Source organism: Paractinoplanes lichenicola, assembly GCF_016785085.1.
In the GTDB taxonomy this organism is placed as follows: Bacteria; Actinomycetota; Actinomycetes; order Mycobacteriales; family Micromonosporaceae; genus Actinoplanes; species Actinoplanes lichenicola.
Genome location: NZ_JAENHO010000006.1, coordinates 610,427 through 627,817, shown reverse-complemented (window position 1 = coordinate 627,817; position 17,391 = coordinate 610,427). Strand labels below are relative to the sequence as shown.

Annotated in this window: 13 protein-coding genes; 8 read left to right on the top strand and 5 right to left on the bottom strand. The window is 71.3% G+C overall.

The window, feature by feature from the left end; translation table 11 throughout:
* Window positions 1-25: 25 nt before the first annotated feature.
* The 3 genes from JKJ07_RS24030 to JKJ07_RS24020 all read left to right on the top strand — a co-directional run bounded on the left by JKJ07_RS24030 (window position 26) and on the right by JKJ07_RS24020 (window position 4,261).
* Window positions 26-1,345, top strand: coding sequence for a sensor histidine kinase (locus JKJ07_RS24030; protein ID WP_202993938.1), 1,320 nt, complete (start codon window positions 26-28; stop codon window positions 1,343-1,345).
* A 27-nt stretch (window positions 1,346-1,372) separates the two neighbouring features.
* A complete protein-coding gene (locus JKJ07_RS24025; protein WP_184953986.1) occupies window positions 1,373-2,017 on the top strand; it encodes a response regulator in 645 nt (214 codons plus the stop codon).
* A 72-nt stretch (window positions 2,018-2,089) separates the two neighbouring features.
* Window positions 2,090-4,261, top strand: a complete 2,172-nt coding sequence (locus JKJ07_RS24020; RefSeq protein WP_202993937.1) for an MMPL family transporter — start codon at window positions 2,090-2,092, stop codon at window positions 4,259-4,261.
* Here the strand turns inward: JKJ07_RS24020 and JKJ07_RS24015 are convergent.
* Window positions 4,258-4,893, bottom strand: a complete 636-nt coding sequence (locus JKJ07_RS24015; protein ID WP_202993936.1) for a GNAT family N-acetyltransferase — start codon at window positions 4,891-4,893, stop codon at window positions 4,258-4,260. The two genes, JKJ07_RS24020 and JKJ07_RS24015, sit on opposite strands and share 4 nt — an antisense overlap.
* 397 nt (window positions 4,894-5,290) lie before the next feature.
* Here JKJ07_RS24015 and JKJ07_RS24010 point away from each other — a divergent pair, with 397 nt between their 5' ends.
* Both JKJ07_RS24010 and JKJ07_RS24005 read left to right on the top strand, forming a co-directional pair.
* Entirely contained in the window at window positions 5,291-6,130 is an 840-nt protein-coding gene (locus JKJ07_RS24010) for a hypothetical protein (RefSeq protein WP_202994046.1), read from the top strand.
* A complete protein-coding gene (locus tag JKJ07_RS24005; protein WP_202993935.1) occupies window positions 6,130-7,992 on the top strand; it encodes a class I SAM-dependent methyltransferase in 1,863 nt (620 codons plus the stop codon). The genes JKJ07_RS24010 and JKJ07_RS24005 overlap by 1 nt, the downstream gene beginning before the upstream one ends.
* Window positions 7,993-8,035: 43 nt before the next feature.
* Here the strand turns inward: JKJ07_RS24005 and pseI are convergent, their stop codons facing one another.
* Together pseI and JKJ07_RS23995 are read right to left on the bottom strand one after the other, a co-directional pair.
* Window positions 8,036-9,064 (bottom strand): pseudaminic acid synthase, encoded by a 1,029-nt coding sequence (pseI, locus tag JKJ07_RS24000; protein ID WP_202993934.1) that lies wholly within the window; start codon window positions 9,062-9,064, stop codon window positions 8,036-8,038.
* Window positions 9,064-9,516, bottom strand: coding sequence for a GNAT family N-acetyltransferase (locus tag JKJ07_RS23995; RefSeq protein ID WP_202993933.1), 453 nt, complete (start codon window positions 9,514-9,516; stop codon window positions 9,064-9,066). Before JKJ07_RS23995 ends, pseI begins: the two co-directional genes overlap by 1 nt.
* A 207-nt stretch (window positions 9,517-9,723) precedes the next feature.
* Here JKJ07_RS23995 and JKJ07_RS23990 point away from each other — a divergent pair, with 207 nt between their 5' ends.
* Together JKJ07_RS23990 and JKJ07_RS23985 are read left to right on the top strand one after the other, a co-directional pair.
* Window positions 9,724-11,985, top strand: coding sequence for a putative bifunctional diguanylate cyclase/phosphodiesterase (locus JKJ07_RS23990; RefSeq protein ID WP_202993932.1), 2,262 nt, complete (start codon window positions 9,724-9,726; stop codon window positions 11,983-11,985).
* The gene (locus tag JKJ07_RS23985) at window positions 11,978-12,430 is read left to right on the top strand and encodes an NUDIX hydrolase (protein ID WP_202993931.1); all 453 of its coding nucleotides are present in this window, start codon (window positions 11,978-11,980) and stop codon (window positions 12,428-12,430) included. Before JKJ07_RS23990 ends, JKJ07_RS23985 begins: the two co-directional genes overlap by 8 nt.
* 104 nt (window positions 12,431-12,534) lie before the next feature.
* Here the strand turns inward: JKJ07_RS23985 and JKJ07_RS23980 are convergent, their stop codons facing one another.
* Entirely contained in the window at window positions 12,535-13,557 is a 1,023-nt protein-coding gene (locus tag JKJ07_RS23980) for an aminoglycoside phosphotransferase/kinase family protein (RefSeq protein WP_236029695.1), read from the bottom strand.
* A 473-nt stretch (window positions 13,558-14,030) separates the two neighbouring features.
* The gene (locus JKJ07_RS23975; protein ID WP_202993930.1) at window positions 14,031-16,316 is read right to left on the bottom strand and encodes a putative bifunctional diguanylate cyclase/phosphodiesterase; all 2,286 of its coding nucleotides are present in this window, start codon (window positions 16,314-16,316) and stop codon (window positions 14,031-14,033) included.
* A gap of 267 nt (window positions 16,317-16,583) precedes the next feature.
* On the opposite strand from JKJ07_RS23975, the gene JKJ07_RS23970 reads away from it, so the two are divergent.
* On the top strand, window positions 16,584-17,345 hold the full coding sequence (locus JKJ07_RS23970) for a DeoR/GlpR family DNA-binding transcription regulator (protein ID WP_202993929.1): 762 nt from the start codon (window positions 16,584-16,586) through the stop codon (window positions 17,343-17,345).
* The last annotated feature ends 46 nt before the right edge of the window (window positions 17,346-17,391 follow it).

Genomic DNA, 17,391 nt, shown 5'->3' with positions numbered 1-17,391 from the left:
GGCAGGATCGGAACGGAGCGCGCCGATGCCTAGCGTCGACACCATGACGACGTACGCCTCCCCGCCCACCCGCTCCCCGCTGGTTCGCCTCGCGCGCCAGGTCGGCATCGACACCCAATACGTGCTGATCGGCTTCCCGCTCGGCATCATCACCGTCTCGCTGTTCATGACCCTGTTCTTCACCGGTCTGGGCACGCTGATCATCTGGGTCGGGCTGCCGATCCTGCTGGCCACGCTGATGACCGCCCGCGGCTTCGCGACGCTCGAGCGGGCCCGGATCGGCCCGGTCTTCGGCCAGAAGATGCCGCACCCCTATTACAAGAAGGCCCCGGCCGACGCGAGCGCCCTGCGCAAGACGCTGGCGCCGCTGACCGACGGCCAGGCCTGGCTCGACATGCTGCACGGGATGTTCCGGTTCATCCCCAGCACGATCTCGTTCAGCCTCGTCGTCACCTGGTGGTCGGGCGCGATCGGCGGTCTCACCGTGCTGCTGTGGGACTGGTCGATCCCGCGCCCGCCGGACAACCAGGACCTGCCCGAGCTGCTCGGCATGGGCGACGGCACGGCGACCCGGGTGATCTTCTACTTCGCCTGCGGTGTCTTCTTCGCCGGCACGCTCTACCCGGTCGTCCGCGGCGCCGCGCTGCTCGAGGCGCTCTTCGCCCGCGGCCTGCTCAACGGCGTCAACGACCTGCGCGAGCAGGTGGCCGAGGCGAACGCGGCCCGCGAGGTCGCCCAGCAGCAGAAGGCGGCTGCCGTCTCGGCCGAGGCCACCGCGCTGCGCCGGCTCGAGCGCGACATCCACGACGGCCCGCAGCAGCGCCTGGTGCGCCTGGCCATGGATCTGGGCCGCGCCGAGCAGCAGTTCGCCACCGACCCCGACGCCGCCCGGGCCACCGTGGCCGAGGCGCTGACCCAGACCCGCGAGACGCTCGACGAGCTGCGCGCGCTGTCCCGCGGCATCGCCCCGCCGATCCTGGTCGACCGTGGCCTGCAGGCCGCCCTGACCGCGCTGGCCGGCCGCTGCACCATCCCGGTCGACCTCGACGCGCCGGTCGCCGAGCGGCTCGAGCCCGCGCTGGAGTCGACGGCCTACTTCGTGGTGGCCGAGGCGCTGACCAATGTGGCCAAGCACAGCTACGCCAACGAGGTGCAGGTCAGCGTCCGCCGCAACGTCAGCGGCCTGCTGGTCTCGATCGCCGACGACGGCGTGGGCGGGGCCAGCCTGGCCAAGGGGCACGGGCTGGCCGGGCTCGACGACCGGGTGCGGGCGGCCGGCGGCGTGCTCGACGTCGACAGCCCGGCCGGCGGCGGGACGCGGCTCACGGCGGCCCTCCCCGTGTAGATCTCCGGCATCTGACAGCATGAGCCCATGCGGGTGGTTATTGCCGACGATGCGGTGCTGTTGCGTGAGGGACTCGTCAGGCTCGTCGAGGAGAACGGTCACACCGTGGTGGCGGCCGTCGGCGACGGGCCTTCCCTCGTCTCCGCGATCGCCGAGCACAAGCCGGACGTGTCCATCGTGGACGTCCGCATGCCGCCCTCGCACACCGACGAGGGGCTCCGGGCCGCGGTGGAGGCGCGCGGCCTGGTGCCCGGCACCCCGATCCTCGTGCTCTCCCAATACGTCGAGGTCTCGTACGCCGATGACCTGCTGGCCGACCGCCTGGGCGCGGTCGGCTATCTGCTGAAGGACCGGGTGTCGCAGGTCGCCGAGTTCCTCGACGGGCTGCGCCGGGTCGCCGGGGGCGGCACGGTGCTCGACCCCGAGGTGGTCAGCCAGCTGCTCGTCCGCCGGCGCCGCGACGACCCGCTGCGGGCGCTCACACCGCGCGAGCGCGAGGTGCTCGGGCTGATGGCCGAGGGCCTGTCGAACGCGGCGATCGCCCGCAAGATGGTCGTCACCGACGGCGCGGTCGAGAAGCACGTGCGCAACATCTTCACCAAACTCGCCCTGCACCAGGACGAGGAGCAACACCGCAGGGTCATGGCGGTGCTGGCCTACCTCCAGGGGTAGTGCTAACCCCACCACCGATACGCGGGTCTGCTGTATCGATCGGGACGGCCGCTCTCCATAGCGTCTTTTCCCATGGAGAGCCCCGAAAAAGTCAAGGGAATCGCGGCCCGCGCCGCGTTGTGGAGCGCCCGTCATCGGACGCTCGCGATCCTCGGGTGGATCGCATTCGTCGCCGCCGTCACCGTCCTCAGCGGACAGTTCGGGACGGTCGAGGCCACCAGCGCCGACCAGGGTCACGGCGACACCAAGAAGGCCGACCAGATCGTCGAGGCGGCCGGTTTCCCGGAGCGGCCGGCCGGCGAGATGGTCATCGTGCAGAACCGGTCCGGCGCCGACCGTACGGCGGCAGTGACCGAAGTGACCGCCGCGCTGAAGAAGACCAAGGACGTCGTCGACGTCCAGAAGCCGATCGTCTCGCCGGACGGCCGCTCCTCGCTCATCCCGTTCGCGATCGCCGGCGAGGCGGAGGACGCCGCCGATCGCGTGCAGCCGTCGCTCGACACGGTCGCCCGCGTGCAGGCCGCGCATCCCGACCTCTACATCGCCCAGGGCGGCGACGCCAGCGGGGACAAGCTGATCGGCGACAAGCTCGACAAGGGCCTCAACACCCTCGGCATGCTCTCGATCCCGGTGACCCTCGGCATCCTGCTGGTCGCGTTCGGCGCCGTGGTCGCGGCCCTGCTGCCGGTGCTGCTGGCGATCATGGCCGTGGTGGCGGCGATGGGCCTCCTGGCCTTCGCGAGCCACTGGGCGCCCACCGTCGACACCACCACCCACGTCATGCTGCTGGTCGGCCTCGCGGTCGGCGTCGACTACTGCCTGTTCTACATCCGCCGCGAACGTGACGAGCGTCGCAACGGCGCCGACCCGCACCGCGCCCTGGTGATCGCCGCGCAGACCTCGGGCCGGTCGATCTGGATCTCCGGGCTCACCGTCATCGTGGCCATGGCCGGCATGTTCCTGACCTTCGACACCACGTTCGTCAGCTTCGGGGTCGGCACGATCCTCGTCGTCGCGACGGCCGTGCTCGGCTCGCTGACCGTCCTCCCAGCACTGCTCTCGGCGCTGGGCGACAAGGTCGACGCGATCAAGATCCCGGGCCTCTACCGGCGCCGCAGCGACGGCCGGGTCTGGAACGGCTTCCTGCGCCTGGTGCTGGCCAAGCCGCTGATCTCGGCCGTGCTCGCCGTGGGCGTGCTGGCCGCCATCGCCGCCCCGATGCTCGACCTGCGCACCAAGGGCGAGGGGATCGAGGACCTGCCGCCGACCGCGCCCATCGTGCAGGCGTACAAGGCGATCGACGAGGCCTTCCCGAGCGAGACGTCGCCCGTCGAGATCGTGGTCGAGTCGTCGGCGGTGCGCACGCCGGAGTTCCAGGCCGCCGTCGCCCGCCTCCGGGCCGAGGTGGAGGGGAGCGACGGGCGGTTCAGCGGGCCCGTCGAGACGCAGATCAACCCGGCCGGCACGGTCGCGCTGGTCACGCTGGGCATGGCCGACAAATCCGACCTGACCCGGCTGCGCGAGACGGTCGTACCGGCCGCCTTCGGATCCTTCCCGGCCCTGGTGACCGGCGGGGTGGCGGGCGAGGCGGACTTCAACGCCCGGCTCGACGCGAGCATGCCGTGGGTGTTCGGCTTCGTGCTCGGACTGGCCTTCCTGCTGCTGCTCGTCTCGTTCCGGTCGGTCGTGGTGGCGATCACCGGGGTCGTCCTCAACCTGCTCTCGGTGGCCGCCGCGTACGGGATGCTGGTCTTCGTCTTCCAGTACGGCCACTTCGAGAGCCTGCTCGACTTCACGGCCGCGGACGGGATCATCAACTGGATGCCGCTGTTCCTTTTCATCATCTTGTTCGGACTCTCGATGGACTACCACGTCTTCGTGCTGAGCCGGATCCGCGAGGGACACGACCGGGGGCTGCCGACGCGGCAGGCGGTGCGGGAGGGCATCGGCCGCACGGCCGGCGTCATCACCAGCGCGGCGGTCGTCATGGTGGCGGTGTTCGCCCTGTTCGCGACGCTGCCGCTGGCCTCGACCAAGCAGCTCGGGATCGGCCTCGCCGCGGCCGTGCTGCTCGACGCGACCATCATCCGGGCCGTCCTGCTGCCGGCCGTGATGGCGCTGCTGGGCGAGAAGAACTGGTGGCTGCCGAAGTGGCTGGGCTGGCTGCCCCAGATCGCCCACGAGCCGCCGGCCCCGGCCGCCGCCGACGCCCCTCGCGCCGAGCGGGAGCTGGCCGCTGTCTAGGGCTTGACGTGCAACAACAGCTCCGCGCCGACCGGTCGGTAACCCGCCGACTGGAAGGCGCGGATGCTTCGTGCGTTGCCGGCCGCCTGCTGCGACCAGAGCACGGCGCCGGGCGGGATCAGGTGACGGGCGGCCAGGGCCAGCGCGCGGCCGAGGCCCCGGTCGCGGACCTGCTCGTCGACCTCGATCGAGACCTCCCAGCGGCCGGCCACGCCGCGACCGATGGTCAGCAGGCCGCCGGGCGCCGACCACGTACGCACGTCGTCGCGGTGACTCAGCGCCCGGCGTACGCGGGGGTGGTCCTGATCCTGCTCGGTGACCGGGAGCGGCGGCGGGCCGGGCAGCGCGCCGGCCACGGTCAGCAGGTCGATCGTGTCGGTCGTGCGGCCGGTGCGAGCGAGCAGCGCGGCCAGGAAGGACGGGTTCATCGCGGCCGCGAGATGATCACTGTCGGTAGCCGTGATCGCCGCGCGGATCCACTCCGGGTCGTCGTCCAGAAAGATCACTGTGTGTGCCGTGAAGGCCAGCACTCCGGCGTCGCGGGGGCCGGGCTGGGGCACGATCGTGATGCCGCCGTCGGGCTCGGGGAAGTCGCCGGCGGCGGCCTCTGCCAAAATCTTGGCCAACTCCATCCTGCGATCCTCCTACTTCAGGACCAAGGACAGGCATGACCGGGGCGGACGTGGCGGCGTCCACCCCGGCCCGCCTGCGAGCGTCCACTGTAGGCGACGATCTTGAGAAGTGCCTGCCGGTCGGGAAGTTACGGGCAGATCGGGTGATGTGTGACACAGAAGTGCCGGCGCGGAGTGGCCCCCGGGGGCCCTGTTTGCTGGTCACCCACGGACATTTCGGCCGCACGGCTCGCCGGTCCGACCGGGGAACGATTCCCTAACGGTCCGCGCGGAACTTAACCTTGAGTGGTACCTTTCGGCGTCGACTTGACGGGCCGCGGCACGGCCAGGCCCGAAACTTCGCGCGCCCGAGCGAACCGAGATGGCGGCGCACCAGCAGCCGGCGATGGACGAGGGAATGCATCACGCCAACTATCACTACGGTCACGCCCACCTGTTGGCCCGCTACTGCGATCTGCCCGATCCGCTGCACCCGCCCCGCTTGCAGGGCTACCTCCAGCACGGCTGGAACATGGGTGACGGCCTGGCCCCGGGCACCCCGTTCGTAGACGGCAGCAAGATCTTTGTCTGGTCCGAGGAGACCCGGCGCCGGTCCTGGTCGCAGGGCCGCCGCGACGTCATCGTGGTCGGCGCCCCCTTCGCGTACCTGCTGGAGATGGAGCCCGAGCCGGCCGATGCGCCGGAGCCCGAGGGCACGATCTTCTACCCGTTCCACGGGTGGGAGGGCCAGCAGATCAGCGGTGACCACCAGAAGCTGATCGACGAGGTCAAGAAGGTCGAGACCGGCCCGGTCACCGCCTGCCTGTACTGGAACGAGTACAGGATGAAGAGTGTCCGCAAAATCTACGAGAACGCCGGTTTCCGGGTCATCTGTCACGGTTATCGCGGTTTCTGGTGGCGTGATCACAATCGTGAGTTCCTCGTCGGCCAGCTCAAGGAGCTGCGCCGCCACCGCCGAGTAGTGTCGAACCGGCTGTGCAGCGCCGTCTGGTACGGCGCGCTGGCCGGCCGGGAGGCCGCCGTCTACGGCGACCCGATGGTCCTCGACAACGCTGACCCCACCTTCGGCGGCGAGCCCCGGCTGCGCCGGCAGTGGCCTGAGCTTTATGGGCACCAGACCGACAACGCCGTGACCCACGCGCTGGCCCGCCAGCAGCTGGGCGCCGACGAGTTGGCCCATCCCGACGAACTGCGCGCCATCCTGGGCTGGCCCGCTTCCACAGAGAGGGTGAAGTGATGTCGGAGCGCTCCGCTGCCCTGCTTCCGAACGAGGGTACGGACTTCGCGGCCGCCCTCTCCGCGCCGCCGGTGAACAACCTGCGGCGCATCGGCGGCGAGATGTTCGCCTGGAGCGACCGCGACCCGCAGCGCAGCCAGCCGCTGCCGCGCGGCGCCGTCCTTCGCCACCTGCTGCGCCAGTACGCCGGCCCCGGCCGTACGGTGCTGGTCGCGGGCCCGCACAGCGAGGAGGTCGTGGCCGCGCTGGCCGACACCGGCGCCTCGGTGTCCTGGCTGCTCCGCTCGCTGATCGACGCCGAGGAGGCGGCCCGCGGCAACTCGCGGATCACCGTCCTGGCCGGCGCCGCGGTCAAGCTCGACGCGGCCGAGAAGTTCGACCTCGTGGTCGCGGCCGACGGCGTCGACCGGCTGAACTCGGCCGAGGGCGAGCAGATGTCCGCGGCCCAGCTCGTCGACCGGCTCGCCGAGGCCGTCCAGCCCGACGGCGTCCTGCTGCTCATGCACGACAACCGTCTCGGCGTGCACCACACCGTGCGCCTCGAGCCCGGCGCCCGGGAACGGCTCGACTCGGACTGGTACAACACCGACGACGAGACCGACACCCAGCGCCCGGCCTCGCAGGAGCAGCTGACCGCCCGGCTGGCCCAGTCCGGCCTGACGGTCGCCGCCGCGTACGCCGCCTTCCCCGAGCCCGCCGCGCCCACCGTGCTGGTCGGCGAGGGCCTGCTCGGCGAGGTCGCGTCGCCGCTGCGCCCCCGCCTCGGCACGGCGCTGTCCCAGGCGTTCGCCGGCGCCTTCCGCGGCCGCCCGGTCCTCAGCGACCCGCGCCGCCTGGTCAACCGCGCGCTGCGGGCCGGCGCCGAGGGCACGGTCGCCCCGGCCTGGCTGGTCATCGCCCGCGGTCCCGGCGCGGCCCCGGCCGTCGAGGGGCACGAGCTGCTGATCGGCGACGCCCGCGGCACGTTCGCGTACGAGGTGACCTCGGCCGGCGACCAGGTGCGGACCACCGTGCTGGAGCCGCTCGAGGGCCCGATCGAGCGGGAGGGCCTGCGCCGCATCAGCGAGCCCACGGCCCCCGGCGCCGACGTCGGCTACGTGCTCGAGGAACGCCTGGAGCACCTCGCGGCCACCAGCGACCTGCGCCGCATGCGGGTCGAGCTGGCCCAGTACGACGCCTGGCTGCGCTCGCAGGCCCAGGACGGCCTGCTCACCGGTCCGGTCGCCGTGGCCGGGCTGGCCGACGTCTTCGTCACCGAGGACGGCCCGGCCCTGCTGCCGACGAACTGGGAGCCGGTCGAGTCGGTGGCGCTCGAGACGGCCGAGATCCGGGCGGTCTGGTCGTTCGCCGTCCAGCTGATCACGTCGGGCCAGCCGCACCCGTGGCCGATCACCTCGAACGCGGTCGACCTGACGGCCACGATCCTGGGCATGGTCGGCCAGGGCATCGCCGCCGACAGCGTGCGCGCGGCGGTCGAGCTGCACGTGCGCCTCGAGACGGCCGAATATGGCCTGAGCCTCTCGGACCAGCACGACCGGCGGCTCCAGCTGCTGGCCGTCTCGCCCGGCTCGGCCTCGGTCGACGTGGCCGGCTTCCGCGAGCTCACCGAGGCGCTGTGGCGTCAGCGGTACGAGGCGAGCCACCTGCTGGCGATGATGGACTGGACCGAGCAGATCATCAAGTCCCGCGACCTGCAGGTCAGCAAGATGGATTGGGAGGTCCAGTTCTACAAGAAGACCTGGGCCGGCCGGTTCCTCTGGATCTCGCGCAGCGCCTACCGGGTGATCATGCGCGACGGCCGGAAGTTCATGCGCGGACGGCGGGCTCGCAAGGCGGAGGCGCAGTCCAACGCTGTTCGTTGAGTTTCGTCGAAGGGGGCCGCTCGGCGGCCCCCTTCTTTGTGCGCTAGATCAGGTCCCAGCTCAGCGGGGTGCCCTTGGCCGCGTCGGCCGTGAAGGTGCGCCCCATGACCAGGCCGATCGAGTCGGGCTCAAGCCCGCCGGTGGGCCGGATGGACCGGACGTTCTCGGGCGTGACCTGGTCGCCCGCCTTGACGTCGGCCACCACGTAGAGCGACCGGCGGAAGCGCAGGCCCTCCTTCTCGGCCTCGGTCGGGCCGATGTGCGTCGTGCCCAGCGCCTGCCAGGCCCGCTCCGTCTCGATCCGCATGGCCTTGAGCTCGGCCGGGTCGAGCGAGAAGGCCGAGTCGACGCCGCCGTCGGCCCGGTCCATCGTGAAGTGCTTCTCGATCAGGCAGGCGCCGAACGCGACCGAGGCGATCGGCACGCCGATGCCGTGCGTGTGGTCGCTCAGGCCGATCGGGCGCTCGAGCATCTGGGCCAGCACCGGGATGCGGCGCAGGTTGGTGAACTCCGGCGGCGCCGGATACGACGCGGTGCAGCTCAGCACCGTGATGTCGGTGGCGCCGACCCCCTCGGCGGCCTCGACCGCGGCCGCGATCTCCTTCACCGAGGCCATGCCGGTGGAGATGATGATCGGCTTGCCGGTGCTCGCGGCCAGGCGGATCAGCGGCAGGTCGGTGATCTCGGAGGACGCGATCTTGTAGAGCTCGGCGTCGAGCTTCTCGAGCAGTTCGACCGCCGTACGGTCGAAGGGGCTGGAGAACGGCGTGATGCCGCGCTCGCGGGCCCGCTCGAAGATCGGCTGGTGCCAGTCCCACGGGGTGTGGGCGCGCTCGTACAGGTCGTACAGGTATGCCTCGGACCACAGCTCGTGACCCTTGGAGATCTGGAAGCGGGGGTGCTTGACGTCCACGGTCATGGTGTCGGCCGTGTACGTCTGGATCTTGATGGCGTCCGCGCCGGCGTCGGCCGCCGCGTCGACCAGCGCGAGCGCCCGGTCCAGGGAGCCGTTGTGGTTCCCCGACATCTCCGCGACGATGTACGGCCGCTTGTCGGGCCCGAACTTAGTCATTACTTCCCTCTCTCCGTCCAGACGACGGTCTTCATCTCGCCGTCGACGAGCCGTTCGTAACGCCGCGTCTCCTTGAAGCCGAACCGGCGGTGGAGCGCGAGCACCTGCTTGTTGTCGGCGAGCGTCTCGCCGCCCAGGGTCTCCAGGCCAAGTGTGCCGAACGCGTACTCCACGGCTTCCTTCTCCAGCCGCATCCACGCCGCCAGCAGACCGTCACCCAGGCCGGCGACGTCGAGGTAGAACGACCACGTGTTCCCGTTGAAGATCACGACACCGGCCGGCGTACCCCGATCGTCTTCGTAGATCAGCACATCACGCCAGCGGTTTTCCCACCACTTCGCGTGCTCCTCGGGCTTGATCGCGTGCGTGGTCAGGCTCACGGCACGCACCGACTCATGGTTGCGCCAGGGCAGGATCAGGTCCCGTTCGGCGTAGGTCGCAGGTCGCAGCACAGTGACAAAGTATGGCCGCCCGGCGACCTCTTCCGCCGGGGACCTCGGTCACAGCACGATTCCTCACCTTTGCCGCCACCTTTGCCGCCGCCTTTGCCGCCGCCTTTTGTCAGCCGCCGGGATCCCCGTCACACCTCGACTTCTCACCTCTGCCCTCCGGCCGCCGATCACTGCGGGAGCAGTTTTTCTTTTCGAGAGGCGGACCGGATGGGCGTGCTCAGGAGTCGGCCCGGCCGGCCACTCGTCGCCGCCGGCGCGTTGCTGCTGTTCACGGTGGCCGCAGTGGTGATCAACGCGATCTCGCCGGTGATCCCCTGGGTGCTCCTCTGGCTGCCCGGCATCCTCGGCGCGGCCGTGCTCGGCGTCGACAGCCTGCGGACCGCGCGCACCGAGCATCTCCCGGCCCAGGTGCGACGGTTCTGGGGCCACATCGCGCTGGTGTGTGTGCCGGTCGGCCTGGGCAACGCGGCCCAGGCCCACCACATGCTGACCGCGCCCGACCCGGCCCACGCGGGTGCCGGGGTGGGGCAGATCGGCTTCCAGGGCGTCGCCGTCGTGCTCGTCATGTATGCCCTGCTCCGCCTGCCGTTCGGTCAGCAGTCCCGGGGCGAGTTGTTCCGCGTGGTGCTCGACGCGGGCACGGTGATGCTGGCCTGCGCCGTCTTCCTGTGGCACTTCTCGGCACGCTATGCGCTCGAGGACGGCGACCGCGGGATGCTGTTCCCCTCGCTGGCCCTCAGCCTGCTCGCGCTGCTGGCCGTCTTCGCGGTCGCGAAGTTCCTGCTGACCAGCCACAACCACATGGACGCGGGCGCCCTCCGCATGATCGGCATCGCGGTGGCCATCGGCGCGGTCGGGCCGGTGCTGCGCCCGCTGTTCGAGCCGCTCGACCCCCACCTGTTCCCCGACATGATCGACCTGCCGGCGTTGTTCTTCTGCGCCGTGCTCGCCACCCACCGCCAGCGCAACGCCCCCACGGGTCCGCTCCGCGGGGCCAAACCGGTGCGCCGGCGCCCGTTCAGCTTCCTGCCCTATGTGGCCGTCGCGGCCGTCGACGGGCTGCTGCTCGCCGTGGTCTGGAACGACAACAGCAGCGACCGCCGCATCGTCGTGGTCGCGGCCGTGCTGCTCACCGCGGTGGTCGTGGTCCGCCAGATCACCGCCTTCCAGGACAACGGCCGCCTGCTGCGCCGGCTCGACCACGGCGCCACCCACGACGCGCTCACCCAGCTGCCCAACCGGGTGCTCTTCCACGAGCGGCTGCGCCGGGCCGTCGAAGCCGCCGACGCCCGGCCGGTCGCCGTCGCGCTGATCGACCTCGACGACTTCAAGGAGGTCAACGACACCCTCGGGCACGAGGTCGGCGACCAACTGCTGATCGCGGTGGCGCAGCGCCTCAACGGCTGCGTACGGGCCGAGGACACGGTGGCCCGGCTCGGCGGCGACGAGTTCGTGGTGGTGCTCGACGGCGCCGACCCGGAAGCGGCCGACCTGGCCGCCCGGCGCATGATCGAGGCCCTCAAGGCGCCCGTCCTGGTCGACGGGCACGAGCTGCCGATCCGGGCCAGCATCGGCATCGCCGACGGCCGCGCCGGCGACGACCCCAGCGTGCTGCTGCGCCAGGCCGACATCGCCATGTACGCGGCCAAGGCCGTCGCGGGCACCGCCTCGCTGCACTACGAGCCGGAGCTGGGCGCCACGTCGGCCGGGCACGCCGACCTGGGCGCCGACCTGCCCGCGGCGATCCGTGACGACCAGCTGTTCCTGCTCTTCCAGCCGATCGTCACCCTCGACGAGGGCCGCCGCGTGCTGGGCGCCGAGGCGCTGGTGCGCTGGGCCCACCCGGTGCACGGCACGCTGGCCCCCGACGCGTTCATCCCCGTCGCCGAGCGCACCGGCCTGATCGTCCCGCTCAGCCGCTGGGTGCTGCGGGCCGCCCTCACCCGCATGGCCGACTGGCCCGCGGGCACCGTCCTCAACATCAACATTTCCGCTCGCGACCTGCGTGAACCCGACTTCGCCCCGTACGTGGCGGGCCTGCTCGGCGAGCACGGGGTCGCCGCCGGCCGGATCACGCTCGAGGTCACCGAGTCGATGCCGGTCGAACCCGGGGAGTCGCACGCCGTGCTCAGCGACCTGCGGGCCCTCGGGGTCAAGTTCGCGCTCGACGACTTCGGCACCGGCAGCTCGACGCTGAGCCTGCTCCACGACGTACCGGTCGACGAGGTCAAACTCGACCGCTCGTTCACCCAGGCGGCGCCGGGCGACCGGATCACGGTGGCGGCCGGCGTGGCCCACCTGGCCCAGGCGCTGAGCCTGCACGCCGTGGCCGAGGGCGTCGAGACCGACGATCAGGCCGCCCGGCTGCGTGCTCTGGGCTATCGCGCCGCGCAGGGCTACCTCTTCGCCCGCCCGATGCCCGCCGCCGACTTCGAGGCGCTGCTGCCTTTATCTTCGGCTCATGGATAGCCTCGACCGACCCGCCGCCCGAGTGATCTGTTTCGACGCCGACGGCCGGGTGCTCTTGATGAACTGGCGCGACCCGCACGACGGCGCCGAGATCTGGGAGCCACCCGGCGGCGGCCTCGACGAGGGCGAGACCCCACTGCAGGCCGCGCGGCGCGAACTGGTCGAGGAGACCGGCCTCGACCCCACCCGCGTCGGGGATCACTTCGTCGACGTCACCCGGCACTCCCGCTGGAAGGGCCGCCTCTACACCGGCGTCGAGCAGTTCTTCGCCGCTCGCTACGACTCTTCGGCGCCGCCGCTGTCGCGCGCGGGCTTGTTGCCGTACGAGGCCGCCGAACTGCTCGGCCACGCCTGGGTCACGCCGGCCGAGTTCGCCACGCTGCCCGGCCGCCTGGAGCCGCCCGAGCTGGGCGCCATCGTCACGCTCCTTCAGCCCGCCAAGTAGCTCGCCCCCAGCCCGCCCCAGCCTGCCCTCAGCCCGCCCCAGCCTGCCCTCAGCCCGCCCCAGCCTGCCCTCAGCCGCCCTCAGCCCGCCGAAGTCGCTCGTCTTCAGCCCGCCAAGTAGCTCGTCAGGTAGGTCAAGGAGTCGGCGTGATCGGCGCCCGGCCCGTGTGGCCCGCGTAGCTCGTCGGCGTAGATCGCCAGATCGGCCAGCACCCACCAGAGCCGGTAGAAGCCGATCAGGTCGTGAGACACCGTACGGCCGGTCTCCCGCTCGTACCGCCCGAGGAGAGCCGCGTCGTCGCCCGCCGCCCCCTCCCCGAACATGGCCCCGGTCAGCATCCAGAGATCGCGCTCGGCGGGCGCCAGCATCACGGTGTCCCAGTCGATCAGCAACAGCCGTTCCACCCCGCCTATGGCCTGCGGCTCATTCGCGGCGTCCGGCCCGGTCGGGGTCGGTGGCTCGGCCGTGGCTCGCAGGACGTTGCCCGGGTGCGGCTCGCCGTGGGTGACCACCCAGCCCGTCGGGTCGCCCGCGGCGCCGGCCAGCCGGTCGAACTCGGCGAGCCACCCCCGGACCAGCCCGGCCCGCGGGGCCAGCACCTCACGCGCCGCCTCCGAATAGGGCCCGCCGATCCACGGCCCGCCCAGATCGTCCAGCGCCGCCTCGAGCTCCGCCCGCCCGGGCAGCCGCAGATCGGTGCGGAGCGGGATCGCCGCGATTGACGGTGTGGCCCGATGCAGCGCGATCAGCAGGTCGAGCACCCGCTCACGCTCGGCCGCCGGATGCGGCCCGAAATCGCCCGCCACGCCGTCGACCAGCGGATAGACCGAGAGCGTGTGACCCGAGGCGAGCCGCCGGGTCGCTCTGCCGTCGCGGGCCGGCACCGGCGCGAGCACAAAGGGGAGCCCCAACGCGACGGCCGTGCCCAGCGCCCGCTCGAGCCGCTCGTGATCGGCCCGGACGTCGACCGTCACGAACCAGCGCGCCCCGTCGGGGTCGTGGGCCGCCCAGTGATAGCCGCCGAAGCCCACCGGCAGGTAGGAGAGCTCCCGGACCTGCAGGCCCCAGCCGTCGGCGAGGCCACGCACCAGCTCGTCGTCGCTCAGTCCCTCGGGTCGCTCCTGCATGCCGAGCATTCTGACCCAACGCCGCCCGGCCCGCCGACGCCCTGTGGATAACCCCGGATTGTGGATAACTCGGGGCCGCACCCGCAAAGACCTAAGCTCGCAGCCGCCTATTCCTTATTTCCCAGGGTGGGCGGGGGAGGCGGTGGCTGAACCCGACAAGATCCATTGTCGGCGGGTCTGAGACAGGGCGGCGGCATCGGGTTGAAGGCAGGGCAAAGAGGCGCGGCGGCATCGGGCCGGGCTACGGGGGCGAAACCGAGGCGAGGCGAGGTCGGGCCGGACTAGGCGGGTGGAAAGAGGGCGCCTGGCATAGGGAAAGGGGCGCCGGGCGGGGAAAGGGGCGCCGGGCGGGGGAAAGAGGGCGCGGGGCGGGTGGAAAGGGCGCCGGGCGTGTGGCCGGAGAGGCGGGCGCGCACTGAAAACAGAGCACCGGAGCGGGCGGCAGGGAAGAGGAGAGGCCGGCGGCCAGGCGGTTAAAAGAGGGGCAGGCGGTTGAAAGACGGGTGGGAAGAGAGGCCCGGGTCAGGACGGGGGAAGAGGAGGTCGCTGAGGGCTGTGCCGGTCAGGGGCTCGGCGAAGTAGTAGCCCTGGCCCATCTCGCAGTTGCCGCCGGCCAGGGAGGTCAGTTGGCCGGCGTGTTCGATGCCTTCGGCAACCGTCGAGAGTTGCAGGGCGCGGCCCAGTTGGATGATGCCGTGGGTGAGGGCGGCCGCGGTGGGCTCGTCGACCACGTCGTCCACGAAGGACTTGTCGATTTTGATGATGTCGACCGGGAAGCGGCGCAGGTAGGCCAGCGACGAGTAGCCGGTGCCGAAGTCGTCGATGGCCAGGCGTACGCCCAGCGCCTTGAGCCCTTCGAGCCGCTGCAGGGTGGTGGGGCGGTGGTCGACCAGCAGCGACTCGGTCAGTTCGAGCACGAGCTGGGCGGGCGGCAGGCCCGCGTCGGTCAGGGCCGAGTCGACGACCTGGATCAGCGCCGCCTGTTCGAGTTGGACGGCGGAGAGGTTGACGCTCACGGAGAGCGGCGGGCCCGGGCGGCGGGCGTTCCACTCGGCGACCCGGCTGGTGGCCTCGCGCAGCACCCATTCGCCGATCGGCACGATCATGCCGGTTTCCTCGGCGAGCGGGATGAAGTCCATCGGCGGCACGATTCCGCGTTCGGGGTGCATCCAGCGGATCAGCGCCTCGACGCCGGTGATCTCGTTGGTCTGCAGGTGCACGATGGGCTGGTAGCGCAGCTCGAACTCGTGGCGCAGGACCGCGCGGCGCAGGTCGGCCTCGAGGGCGATGTGGGCCTGGAACGCCTCCTGCATCGTCGGCTCGAACACCTCGTACCGGTCCTTGCCGAGCTTTTTCGCCTGATACATCGCGAGGTCGGCGTGGACCATGAGCACGGAGCCGGCGTGCTCGCCGGGGGCGCTGAACGCGACGCCGATGCTGGAGCTGATGAAGGTCTCGGCGCCGAGCAGGTCGAACGGCTCGCGCAGGGCGGCCAGGATGCGCTCGGCGATCGGCATCGCCTCGTCGGCGCTGTGCAGGCCGGGCAGCAGGACGGCGAACTCGTCGCCGCCGAGCCGGGCGGCCGTGTCGCCTTCGCGCAGGCAGGCCTGGATGCGGGTGGCCACGCCGGTGAGCAGCGCGTCGCCGGCCGCGTGGCCGAGCGAGTCGTTGACGACCTTGAAGCGGTCGAGGTCGACGAAGAGCACGGCGCCGCCGAGACCGGCCGGGCTGAGCGCCTCCTCCATGCGGGTCTGGAACAGGGCGCGGGTGGCCAGGCCGGTGAGCGCGTCGAGGAACGCCTGGCTCATCGCCTCCTGGGTGCGCGCGTCGGTCAGGGCGAGGCTGAGGTGGTCGGCGAAGGCCTGCAGGATCTCGCGGGCCGGCTTGTCCCAGTCCCGCTTCGACGTGAACGAGCCGACGGCGATGCTGCCCGCGGTCTGACCGTTCTCGTGCAGGGGAGCGGCCATGATCGACTTCAGCCGGGCGGCGGTCATGGGGGACAGGGCGATCGGCGACGTGGTGTAGTCCTCGATCGCGACCAGCTCGTCGCCCAGGATGGCCAGGCCGGAGACGCCGCCGGCGGCCAGCGGCACGTGCCTGAGCTTGGCCGCGACCTCGGCCGGGACGCCGGTCGCGGCGACGATGCCGACCCGGGAGGGGTCGTCCCGCTCGACCAGGTTGATCGTGACCATGTCGACGCCGAGCAGGTCGCGGACGGCGGTGACGACCATGTCGAAGACCTGCGGCACGGGCGTCCGGCGGCCGATCGCGCGCTGCACGGTGCCCAGCTCCTCGAAGACCCGGCGGCCGTGGTCGAGGTAGCCGAGCAGCCGGCCGTTCTCCTCGGCGTACCGGCGCTCCGACTCGATCACGTGCAGGGACTGGAGGCTGAGCTCGAGGACGCGGGCCATGCCGCGGAGCAGGCAGACCTCCTCGGCGGTGAACGGGCTGCTGACCCGGCCCAGCACGAGGACGCCGGGGCTGGTGCCGCTGATGGTGGCGAACGTGACCGCGTACCGGCCGTCGCCCAGTTCGAGGGTGGCGCGGCGGCCGACGGCGATCTCGGCCAGCGTGTACGCGGGCACCTCGTCGGCGGGCAGCCCGATCGCGGCCACCACCCCGCCGTCGATCATCAGCACCGCGACGTCGGCGTCGAGGGCGCGGGCGGCGCACTCCACGGCAGCGTGATGCGCGGCCGGTCCGGCGGGCCGGTCGGCCACCGCGGACAGGAACTCGGTCAGTTGATCCGTCGCAAGCACGCGTTGAAAGTCGGCGCGAGGGCGGCCGACCTGAGGAGTCTGAGCGGCGTGCCCGCCGAAGCCCGACCGGTCACGATGTGGTCATGATTTCGGCGCAAACGGTCAAGCGATATGGGCTTTTGATCTTACTTTGGGGTGATCTTGCTCGGCCGCAGCGCCCGGGCAAACGGGCAAGTAAACAACGAAACAGCGGGGCTTGTGATGGAGGCCACAGGTTTCTCCGGTGTTACAAATAGGTCGGTCAAACGAGGGCGGAGGTGACGGGAATTGAATGCGGACGAGCGGCAGCATCAGATCGTCGCGCTGGCCCGCCGGCACGGGGAGGTTGAGGTCGGGAAACTCTCGGCGGAACTCGACGTCTCGGCCGAGACAATTCGTCGTGACCTGCGACTGCTGGAAAAGCACGGTCTCATCCGCCGTACGCATGGCGGGGCGTACCCGGTGGAGACCGCGAAATTCGAGACCGACCTCGCGATGCGGACCATTCGCGGGGTCCCCGAGAAGCGCCGGATCGCGGCCGCCGCGGCCGGCCTGATCGGGGACGCCGAGACGATCTTCATCGACGAGGGCTTCACGCCGCAGCTGATCGCCGAGGCGCTGCCGAACGACCGTCCGCTCACGGTGGTGACCGCGTCGCTCAACACCGCGGCCTGGCTGGCCGCGTCCACGCCGGCCACGGTGCTGCTGCTCGGGGGCCGGGTGCGGGGCCGCACGCTGGCCACCGTCGACCACTGGGCGGGCAACATGCTCTCCGGCTTCGTGATCGACCTGGCCTTCATCGGGGCCAACGGGATCTCCCGGGAGGTCGGGCTGACCACGCCGGACCCGGCCGTCGCGGACGTGAAGGCACGGGCGGTCGCGGCCGCCCGGCGCCGGGTCTTCGTCGGCATTCACACCAAATTCGGCGTCCGCACATTCTGCCGATTCGCCGAGATATCTGATTTCGAGTCACTGGTCACGGACACCGCATTGCCGGTCTCCGAGGCGAACCGCTATTCCCGGCTCGGGCCGCAGGTCATCCGGGTGTAAAGCACAGTTTCAAAACTCCCCACTCGCCGTTTTCGAATAAAACGGA

What these genes read in the sequence shown, in the direction of transcription:
- JKJ07_RS24015 (WP_202993936.1), bottom strand. Translation starts at nt 4,893, where the DNA reads ATGGAGTTGGCCAAGATTTTGGCAGAGGCCGCCGCCGGCGACTTCCCC.
- JKJ07_RS23990 (WP_202993932.1), top strand. Translation starts at nt 9,724, where the DNA reads ATGGGCGTGCTCAGGAGTCGGCCCGGCCGGCCACTCGTCGCCGCCGGC.
- JKJ07_RS23980 (WP_236029695.1), bottom strand. Translation starts at nt 13,557, where the DNA reads ATGCAGGAGCGACCCGAGGGACTGAGCGACGACGAGCTGGTGCGTGGC.
- pseI (WP_202993934.1), bottom strand. Translation starts at nt 9,064, where the DNA reads ATGACTAAGTTCGGGCCCGACAAGCGGCCGTACATCGTCGCGGAGATG.
- JKJ07_RS23985 (WP_202993931.1), top strand. Translation starts at nt 11,978, where the DNA reads ATGGATAGCCTCGACCGACCCGCCGCCCGAGTGATCTGTTTCGACGCC.
- JKJ07_RS24010 (WP_202994046.1), top strand. Translation starts at nt 5,291, where the DNA reads ATGCATCACGCCAACTATCACTACGGTCACGCCCACCTGTTGGCCCGC.
- JKJ07_RS24005 (WP_202993935.1), top strand. Translation starts at nt 6,130, where the DNA reads ATGTCGGAGCGCTCCGCTGCCCTGCTTCCGAACGAGGGTACGGACTTC.
- JKJ07_RS24030 (WP_202993938.1), top strand. Translation starts at nt 26, where the DNA reads ATGCCTAGCGTCGACACCATGACGACGTACGCCTCCCCGCCCACCCGC.
- JKJ07_RS24025 (WP_184953986.1), top strand. Translation starts at nt 1,373, where the DNA reads ATGCGGGTGGTTATTGCCGACGATGCGGTGCTGTTGCGTGAGGGACTC.
- JKJ07_RS24020 (WP_202993937.1), top strand. Translation starts at nt 2,090, where the DNA reads ATGGAGAGCCCCGAAAAAGTCAAGGGAATCGCGGCCCGCGCCGCGTTG.